The sequence below is a fragment of the Elusimicrobiota bacterium genome (assembly GCA_040757695.1).
In the GTDB taxonomy this organism is placed as follows: Bacteria; Elusimicrobiota; UBA8919; order UBA8919; family UBA8919; genus JBFLWK01.
On sequence record JBFLWK010000088.1, the window covers coordinates 1 to 8,423 of the forward strand.

The 8,423-nt window shown below is 37.6% G+C and carries 10 protein-coding genes; 9 read left to right on the top strand and 1 reads right to left on the bottom strand.

What is annotated here, in order from left to right; translation table 11 throughout:
• Positions 1 to 411 precede the first annotated feature (411 nt).
• From AB1349_11545 to AB1349_11585, 9 genes are all read left to right on the top strand, one after another.
• Positions 412 to 597 (top strand): flagellar FlbD family protein, encoded by a 186-nt coding sequence (locus AB1349_11545; GenBank protein ID MEW6557963.1) that lies wholly within the window; start codon positions 412 to 414, stop codon positions 595 to 597.
• A 14-nt stretch (positions 598 to 611) separates the two neighbouring features.
• On the top strand, positions 612 to 1,394 hold the full coding sequence (locus tag AB1349_11550; GenBank protein ID MEW6557964.1) for a MotA/TolQ/ExbB proton channel family protein: 783 nt from the start codon (positions 612 to 614) through the stop codon (positions 1,392 to 1,394).
• A 3-nt stretch (positions 1,395 to 1,397) separates the two neighbouring features.
• Positions 1,398 to 2,024, top strand: a complete 627-nt coding sequence (locus AB1349_11555; GenBank protein MEW6557965.1) for a flagellar motor protein MotB — start codon at positions 1,398 to 1,400, stop codon at positions 2,022 to 2,024.
• 145 nt (positions 2,025 to 2,169) lie between these two features.
• Positions 2,170 to 4,893, top strand: coding sequence for a pyruvate, phosphate dikinase (ppdK, locus tag AB1349_11560; protein MEW6557966.1), 2,724 nt, complete (start codon positions 2,170 to 2,172; stop codon positions 4,891 to 4,893).
• Between the two features lie 110 nt (positions 4,894 to 5,003).
• A complete protein-coding gene (locus tag AB1349_11565) occupies positions 5,004 to 5,183 on the top strand; it encodes a hypothetical protein (GenBank protein MEW6557967.1) in 180 nt (59 codons plus the stop codon).
• Between the two features lie 2 nt (positions 5,184 to 5,185).
• The gene (locus AB1349_11570) at positions 5,186 to 5,782 is read left to right on the top strand and encodes a tetratricopeptide repeat protein (protein ID MEW6557968.1); all 597 of its coding nucleotides are present in this window, start codon (positions 5,186 to 5,188) and stop codon (positions 5,780 to 5,782) included.
• A gap of 2 nt (positions 5,783 to 5,784) precedes the next feature.
• Entirely contained in the window at positions 5,785 to 6,531 is a 747-nt protein-coding gene (locus tag AB1349_11575; GenBank protein MEW6557969.1) for a hypothetical protein, read from the top strand.
• Between the two features lies 1 nt (position 6,532).
• The gene (locus AB1349_11580) at positions 6,533 to 7,228 is read left to right on the top strand and encodes a tetratricopeptide repeat protein (protein MEW6557970.1); all 696 of its coding nucleotides are present in this window, start codon (positions 6,533 to 6,535) and stop codon (positions 7,226 to 7,228) included.
• Entirely contained in the window at positions 7,225 to 7,704 is a 480-nt protein-coding gene (locus AB1349_11585) for a hypothetical protein (GenBank protein MEW6557971.1), read from the top strand. The genes AB1349_11580 and AB1349_11585 overlap by 4 nt, the downstream gene beginning before the upstream one ends.
• A gap of 4 nt (positions 7,705 to 7,708) precedes the next feature.
• Here AB1349_11585 and AB1349_11590 read toward each other — a convergent pair whose 3' ends face one another.
• A complete protein-coding gene (locus AB1349_11590) occupies positions 7,709 to 8,239 on the bottom strand; it encodes a DUF2148 domain-containing protein (protein ID MEW6557972.1) in 531 nt (176 codons plus the stop codon).
• Between the last annotated feature and the right edge of the window lie 184 nt (positions 8,240 to 8,423).

An 8,423-nucleotide genomic window follows, 5' to 3' on the forward strand; every position in this document is an offset into this window, starting at 1 on the left:
CATGTGTGTCTTGCTCTTTTGAACTTTATGTACTTTATTTTATTTTATTATACAACGGGGTTGAATTGGTTGACTTACGAGCAATACGACAACTGGATTCCCGATAACAGCATTCGGGAATGACATAAACGAGCGACAGAGCCACAGAGGGACGGAGAGACAGGGAAACAGAGGGACAGAGGGACTGGGAGCAGACCAATGGTCTGCAACTACAAATGGCAGAGAAAAAAGGAAACTGATGAGAGAACATTTTAATAAAGCTGGGCAGTTGTATCAGCAGAAAAAATAAGATAAATAACAGGTTAAAAATCCGCGCTTAAAGTTGATTTACATCAACCGCCATAAGTGAGGATTTTTTTTATTATTAAAAAAATGCTTGACAATTCGGTAAAAAATTATATAATAAATTCAATGATAAAACTGACAAAACTTAATGGTCAAGAAATTTATATCAATCCTGACCTGATAGAAAACATTGAGTGTCATCCGAACACCACTATTCTTTTAACGACGGGTAAAAGCACAATAGTTAAAGAATCACCTGATGAAGTAGCAAATAAAATTATTGAATTAAAGAAAAAAATACATAATAAATGATGGAGGAATAGTTTATGGATATAGCGACAGTTGGTGGCATAATCGTATTTTTATTTTTAGCTGTCGGAGCAATTGTTCTGCAGCAGGGTGTTGGTGCGCTAAAACTTTTTGTTAATGCAGAAGGCTTTTTAGTTGTAATTGGTGGGACTTTTTGTGCGCTACTTGTCAATTATCCGTTAAGTCAGGTTTTAGGTGTAAGAAAAGTTTTAAGAAAAGTACTTTTAACCACTGGTGAAGATACAACCGAAATCGTTACCACATTTGTTGATTTTACCAAAAAAGCGAGAACCGAAGGAATCCTTTCGTTAGAAGGTGATGTAAAAAATGTGAAAAACGATTTTATGCGGCGTGGCGTCCAGTTGGTAATAGACGGTTTTGACTCGGAATTTATACGAAATATGTTGGATACAGAAATAGGATTTATTAGGGAACGGCACAAAGTTGGTCAGGAAATTTTTAACTCGCTTGGTACTTACGCACCTGCATTTGGGATTATCGGTACTGTTTTAGGAATGATTTTGCTGTTAAGCAGTGTTGACGACCCGTCAAAAGTGCCAGCCAGAATGGCATTAGCACTTTCGGCAGCATTTTACGGTCTTTCAGCCGGCTATCTTTTGTTTTATCCGATGGCAGGAAAATTACGACGCCGGTCTGAAGAAGAACTACTTGTAAAAGAAATAGTTATACGAGGTGTTTTACTTTTACAATCAGGTGTAAGTCCTATAATTATGGAATCAAATCTGAAAGCGTATCTTGAGCCAGCGCAACGTTTAGCAATAAAATCAGCCGGGAAATAATATATGATACTAAAATCACCGCGAGGCTATATTTCTGAAAACGACCCGAGAGTTTCACAGGTAGGTCACGCTGCACCGCCATGGCTTGTTAATTACGCTGATTTAATGACTGAACTCTGTGCATTTTTTATAATGATGTATGCAATAGCAGCTGCGTTTTCAGGCACGATGCAGAAAGCGGCAAAAGAGGTAAAAGAAACAATGGCAAAAGAACAGATTGCCGGTGAATCAAAGATGACAAAAGAAGGATTACAAATTTCTTTGCAGGAGCAAAAGACAGTTCCATTTTTTGTTTCAGGCAGTGCTGAACTTTTACCCGGAACAAAAATGTATATTGATAAAATAGCACCTGCACTAATAAGTGGAATGAAACTTGAAAAAAATACACTTATAGTTGAAGGGCATACCGACAATGTTCCGATAGCGACTTCACAGTTTGCATCTAATTGGGAACTTTCAACTGCGCGTGCAACGAATGTGGTAAAATATCTTGTTCAAAAGCATGGAATCCCGCCTGAAAAAGTAGCAGCAATCGGATATGGTGAACATAAACCTATTGATTCCAATGATACTGAAGAAAACAGGGCAAAAAATAGGCGAGTCGTATTTCTGATAAAAATGGGTTCGTAGGAGGCAGTGAAAGGCAGTAACAAAAAGTGGATAAGTGGTTAGTGGTTAGTAATGTCATTGCGCACCCCGACTTGTCTGGGCTTGCCAATCCAGCACTTAATCACTTAATCACTTAATCACTTAATCACATAACCACTGATATTATATGGCAAAAAAGTATGTATATTTTTTTGGTAAAGGTCATGCGGATGGAAACGAAAAAATGAAAAATCTGTTAGGCGGTAAAGGTGCCAATCTTGCCGAGATGGTAAAAATTGGGTTGCCTGTCCCGGCAGGTTTTACAATCACAACCGATGTCTGCACAGCATATTACAAAAACAAAAAAAAATATCCGCCTGAACTGAAAAAACAGGTTGAAGATGCACTTGAAAAAGTTGAAAGTTTAATGGATTGTAAATTCGGTGATAAGGAGAATCCGCTTTTAGTTTCCGTCAGAAGCGGTGCCAGACGCTCAATGCCGGGTATGATGGAGACGGTATTAAATATCGGCTTAAATACTGCAACCCGAGAAGCGCTTATCAAAAAAACGAATAATCCGAGATTTGTCTATGATGCGCATCGCCGACTTATACAAATGTATAGTGATGTTGTGATGGAAAAAGCGGAAGGGATTGAGCCACAAGAAGGCAAAGGTATCCGTCAGCAGTTAGAAAAAGAATTGCAAAAAATGAAAGAAAAGAAAGGTGTGAAACAGGATACTGACTTAACTGCTGATGACTTAAAGGAACTAATTGAAATTTATAAGTTAAAAGTGAAAGAGGTGCTTGGCAAAAATTTTCCTGAAGACCCGCGAGAACAGTTATGGGGCGGAATCGGCGCAGTGTTTCAATCCTGGAATGGTAAGCGCGCAATATCTTATCGTCGGATAGAGAATATTCCAGACGAGTGGGGTACTGCGGTAAATGTTCAGGCGATGGTTTTTGGGAATATGGGCGAGTCATCTGCAACCGGCGTTGCATTCACAAGAAATCCTGCTACAGGCGAAAAAATATTTTATGGCGAATGGCTTGTTAATGCACAAGGCGAAGATGTCGTAGCAGGTATCAGAACGCCTAATCCGATTAACGAGCAGGGCAAAACGGAGCAGAACAAAAATCTTGCCTCACTTGAAACAGCGATGCCAGAACTGTATCAAGAACTTGATTCTTATCAGAAAAAACTTGAAAAACACTATAAAGATATGCAGGATATTGAGTTCACAATTCAAGAAGGTAAACTGTGGATGTTACAATGCCGTGTTGGGAAACGAAACGGTCCTGCCGCGGTCAGAATGGCTGTTGAAATGGTGAATGAGAAACTGATTACAAAAGAAACCGCAGTTCTGCGAATAGCACCGTCTCAACTTGACGAGCTGCTGCATCCGATTGTAGACCCGATTTCAGAAAAAAATTCTAAACCGATTGCAAAAGGGCTACCAGCAGGTCCTGGCGGCGCTACAGGGATGATTATTTTTACTGCAAATGAAGCGGTTACTTGGACAAAATCTGGTAAAAATGTAATACTTGTCCGAGAGGAAACGAATCCGGAAGATGTTGAAGGTATGCGTGCTGCGAAAGGAATCTTGACTGCAAGAGGTGGAATGACATCACACGCTGCACTTGTTGCACGAGGCTGGGGTAAGTGCTGTATCGTCGGTGCTGGAGAACTTCATATTGATTATCAAGAAAAAATATTGAAAGTCGGCGATGTCATTCTGAAAGAAGGCGACTGGCTCACGCTTAACGGTTCTAAAGGCTACATATATCGCGGGCAACTTCCAATGGTAAAAGCAGCAGAAGAAAATCCGTATTTTGTAAAATTTATGAAATTATGCGACGGAGTCAGAAAACTTGGTGTTAGAACAAATGCGGATACGCCTGAAGATGCCAAACGTGCACGAAATTTTGGTGCTGAAGGTATCGGACTTTTTAGAACAGAACATATGTTTTACGGGAAAGGTTCTGAACAGCCATTGTTTTTATTGAGGAAAATGATAATATCCAAAGATGAGCAGGAACGCAAAAAAGCGCTTGACGAACTGTTCCCGTTTGTCAAAGATGATATTAAAGGCACACTAGAAGCGATGGGGGGCTTCCCGGTTGTGATTCGGCTTTTAGACCCGCCGTTGCATGAATTCGTTCCGAAACGAGAAGATGAACGAAAAAAACTTGCAGATGCGTTAGGCATAACCGACGACGAATTTAACAATAGAGCAAATGCGCTACATGAGTCAAATCCAATGATGGGACATCGTGGTGTCCGGCTGGGTATCACCTATCCTGAAATTACTGAGATGCAGATTCGTGCGATTTTTGAGGCATCCGCCGAACTCGTAAAACAAGGCAAAAAAATAATACCAGAAATTATGATACCTGTTGTAGGGATTGTGGAAGAACTAAAAAACCAGAAAAGAATTGTTGAGCGGGTTTATCAGGAAGTATTAAAGAAATTTGGCTTAAACAAAATTCAGTATCTATTTGGTACAATGATTGAAATTCCGAGAGCATCTCTAACCGCTGGAAAAATCGCTGAAGTTTCTGAGTTTTTTTCATTTGGAACTAATGACTTAACACAGATGGGCTTTGGTTTTTCCAGAGATGATATTGGCGGATTTATGCCTGACTATCTTACTAAAAAAATACTGCCTTGCGACCCGTTTGCAACAATTGATTTTGAAGGTATCGGTGAGTTGATAAAAATCGGTATTGAACGAGGCAGGAAAACCAGAAAAAATCTTGAAGTCGGTATCTGCGGCGAACATGGTGGCGACCCTGAGTCAGTAAAATTCTGTCACCGTGTCAAAATGGACTATGTCTCCTGCTCGCCATTCCGTGTGCCGATTGCCAAACTTGCCGCCGCTCAGGCGGTTGTAGAAGAAAAAAATAAATAAAGATTAAATGGAGGAGTTATGAGTTGGCTTTCTATTGTGGGATTAGTATTACTGTTTCTTGCTACAATTGCAACAATTCTTGTTAAACGTTCAGAACGTCGTCAGAAACAATGAACAAAAAGAAAGAGTTATTAGCAAAATATTTTGCCGATTTGAGTAAGATATTTTTAAGTGCAATTGTAATAAAACAATTTGTTGAACATAAATTGAACATTGCAGACCTTATTATAGGATTTTTGGTTTCTGGTGGATTAATTTTATTAGCATATTATATTCAACCCAAGGAGTGATTATGGAGCAGGTTAAAGGTGAAAGGTTAAAGGTTAAAAATTGGAACTGGTTTTTACTATTCACTATTCACTATTCACTATTCACTGCCTTCTCCGGCTGTGCCTCTAAAAGACCTGTCAGAACCGGCGATTACTGGGGAAATCAGGCAGCGGTACAGCAATTTCAACGGGCAGAAAAGTATTATTACGACGGGAAATACAACGAAGCGATTGCAGAATACCAGTATTATATTGACCAGTTTGGCGATATCTATTACGGCGATGAAGCACAGAAAAAAATTGCAGAAGCATTCACAAGAATGAATCAATGGAATGAAGCCGCAGAAGCATATATGGAGCTTACAGATAGATATCCAAAAAGCCAGTATGCAGCTTGGGCATTAGAAGAGGCAGCAAAAATTTTAGAGCAGGTTTCAAGATATAAAGAAGCGATACAGGTCTATCAACGAATAATTGAGGAGTACTGGACATTTCCGCAGAAACCGGATGCAATCAAAAAAATAAAAGAACTACTTGTAAGTAAATTTTCTGAGAACAGATGGGCAAAAAAGAAAGATGCAGAAATAGATAAAATTATTGCTAAAAAAGAGAGGGAATAAAAATGAAAATGAAAAATGAAAAATTAAAAATTAAAAATTATGGTTTGGTTTTATTAGTCATTTTATATTTTACATTTTACATTTTTAATTGCCTTTTTAGCGGTTGCGGGTTTATTTTTGGTAAAAAAACAACTGGCAAAATTACAACAATAAATGAAAATCTGAACCCGGACCGTCTTACAGATTTAGCAGTTGTCAAAAAACTTGCCGGCTATAAACGGTTCTTGTTTGTTTCAAATGCACAATACACTGATTGGGTAGAAGGTTTTTTGATGGGTGTAATTGTTGACGAAAACGATTCTCCAATGCCAAATATACAGGTGATGGTTGATGGTATCGGGTTTGAGAATGCGGTGACGGATGTTAACGGCGTGTATAAAATCAGGTTTTCAATCCCGATTGTAAAAGGTATCGCAGATGCCAATGGCAAACTGATAATTCATCCGAAATGGGAAACCGAGTTAGAGATTAAAGGGTTCTCATATCAGCCGGCAATCAAAGATGCGCCGTTCAGGATTTATTATAACGGGAATGCTGGTGGTGTGGTAGCGTTAAACGAAGGTAAACTGCCACCGAGAATTATCGTCAAAAAAATTAGTTTAGGACAGTATAAAACAGAAACACTACGGAAAGAAACTATTGAGAAAAAAACCACAGAAAAACCTATCGGGCGAACCGAACAAAAACCTGCCAAAAAAGAAACAGGGTTTGATGACCTGTTCAAGCAGTTAGAAGATTTTAACAAATGAGATGCTGCGAAAACTTATCTTAATCTTAATTTCAACCTCAATCTTAACTACTTCTGGTTTAATCGCTCAGACAAAAAAGGAAGCACTCTTGTATTACAGAGAAGGCTTGAAGTTTTATAACGACAAAAAATACCAATCTGCAATTACAAGTTTTAGCAAGGTATTAAAAATTTCACAGGAAATATATTCCAAAGAGATTGAAGGTATTGCATTGAACAATATCGGCTTGTGTTACAAAAATTTAAAAGAATACCAAAAGGCAATCCAGTTTTACAAGCAAGCACTTGAAATAAAACGGATGCTTGAAAATCTGAGTGATATGGTTGTTGTATTGAATAATCTTGCTATTGTATATGAGTTGGTGAATGAATATGAGAATGTGGTAAAAACATATAACCAAATTTTACAGATTCTGACAAATTCTGAAAAAAGAGAAGATATGAAATTGATGGCAGAACTATTAAACAAAATCGGAGATGCGTATTCCAGACAACATAAACCTGCTCAAGCGATTGAATCCTACAAACAATCAATAGAGATAAGTTCAGTAATCAACGAGGATGTTTTAGTTGTGCAATCATTAAGAAAAACAGGGGAAGTACTGTTAAACGAAGGTGATAGAATGGAAGCAAAAAGATTTTTTAATCAGGCATATGAAATAGAAAAAGAAATAAAAGAAAAAGAGGAGGCAAAATGAAAACTTTTATTCATAATAAGTTACTGTGGTTAAAATATCTTTTGTTAACTATTAAACAGGAGAAACGCAGTTTTAAAACAGTTATTCGTAAAAAGCGATTGCAGTTCAAGTACTTTATATTTACTATTTTTTCGTTACTTTCAATGATGGGAGTGGTGATTTTAACAATTTATATAACATTTCTATCTGCTATAGAAAAGATGAACTTGGATTATTTTGGAGTTGCAAGAATAAAAGATATGCTTTTCAGTTTAAATAGTTTCTTGATAATTGAAACGATAGTTTTTGTTGTAATTGCAGGTTATTTCTCTTTGCGGTATTCACATAAAATTGCAGGACCACTCCACAGATTAGAAAAAATAGTGAGACAGGAAATTGATGGTGAGCCGTTTGAAATCAAAATTCGTAAAGATGATGAATTACACGATTTAGTAGAAGAACTCAATGAACTGATAAGAAAGAAGACAAAAAAATGAACAACTATTTTCGTTCAAAAAATATATTTTTGCCTGATGCAGAGAGCGGTATCCCGAATGCGATTTTTATATCGCTGCCAAGCATTTTATTTTTTACAGCAGTATAGCCAGCAGTATACATAATCCTATTATCAATCCGATTATCGGATGCGATTGAAACTGCAGAACCGATAGCGATACCTAAATCACCTGGATTATAAATACACACGCCTTTTAAGTCCTCACATTTTTTACAATTCTCAAATCCACAGAAGCCGCAATCAAGCCCGATTACAGAAATTTTTGTCCCGATTAAAACAATTGCAGTTGCTTTTTTTATGCAGTCCGCATCACGCAAAAATGTGTTCGTCCGATAACCGCTATTTGCTATTTCAACCATTTTAGCCGCAAGTTGCTCTTTTTCTGTATCTGTCAGAATTGAAGTAACAATGTTATCTATTCCTCTCGCCTTTGGCGCTGTTCGCGCTGCAATACACATTAGTTCTGCTACTTTCATTATTCCATTCATCTCTGCTTCGTTAGAAAATATCTTCATAGAATCACCCCTTACAAAAACATTACAAATTATCGTCTGACACTGTTAACAAATTAATTATCTGTAGTTTGGCAAATTTCCCATTTCTCTAATGAGAAATAGGGTGGTCTGATTCATCAGACACGCTTGCTAATAAATGCTGAGACATATTATAAAGGAACCTATAAAAAATTGACGTGAAAGC

Excerpts from the sequence above, each read along its gene's own strand:
- AB1349_11545 (MEW6557963.1), top strand. The coding sequence starts at position 412 with ATGATAAAACTGACAAAACTTAATGGTCAAGAAATTTATATCAATCCT.
- AB1349_11570 (MEW6557968.1), top strand. The coding sequence starts at position 5,186 with ATGGAGCAGGTTAAAGGTGAAAGGTTAAAGGTTAAAAATTGGAACTGG.
- AB1349_11565 (MEW6557967.1), top strand. The coding sequence starts at position 5,004 with ATGAACAAAAAGAAAGAGTTATTAGCAAAATATTTTGCCGATTTGAGT.
- AB1349_11550 (MEW6557964.1), top strand. The coding sequence starts at position 612 with ATGGATATAGCGACAGTTGGTGGCATAATCGTATTTTTATTTTTAGCT.
- AB1349_11585 (MEW6557971.1), top strand. The coding sequence starts at position 7,225 with ATGAAAACTTTTATTCATAATAAGTTACTGTGGTTAAAATATCTTTTG.
- AB1349_11575 (MEW6557969.1), top strand. The coding sequence starts at position 5,785 with ATGAAAATGAAAAATGAAAAATTAAAAATTAAAAATTATGGTTTGGTT.
- ppdK (MEW6557966.1), top strand. The coding sequence starts at position 2,170 with ATGGCAAAAAAGTATGTATATTTTTTTGGTAAAGGTCATGCGGATGGA.
- AB1349_11590 (MEW6557972.1), bottom strand. The coding sequence starts at position 8,239 with ATGAAGATATTTTCTAACGAAGCAGAGATGAATGGAATAATGAAAGTA.
- AB1349_11580 (MEW6557970.1), top strand. The coding sequence starts at position 6,533 with ATGCTGCGAAAACTTATCTTAATCTTAATTTCAACCTCAATCTTAACT.
- AB1349_11555 (MEW6557965.1), top strand. The coding sequence starts at position 1,398 with ATGATACTAAAATCACCGCGAGGCTATATTTCTGAAAACGACCCGAGA.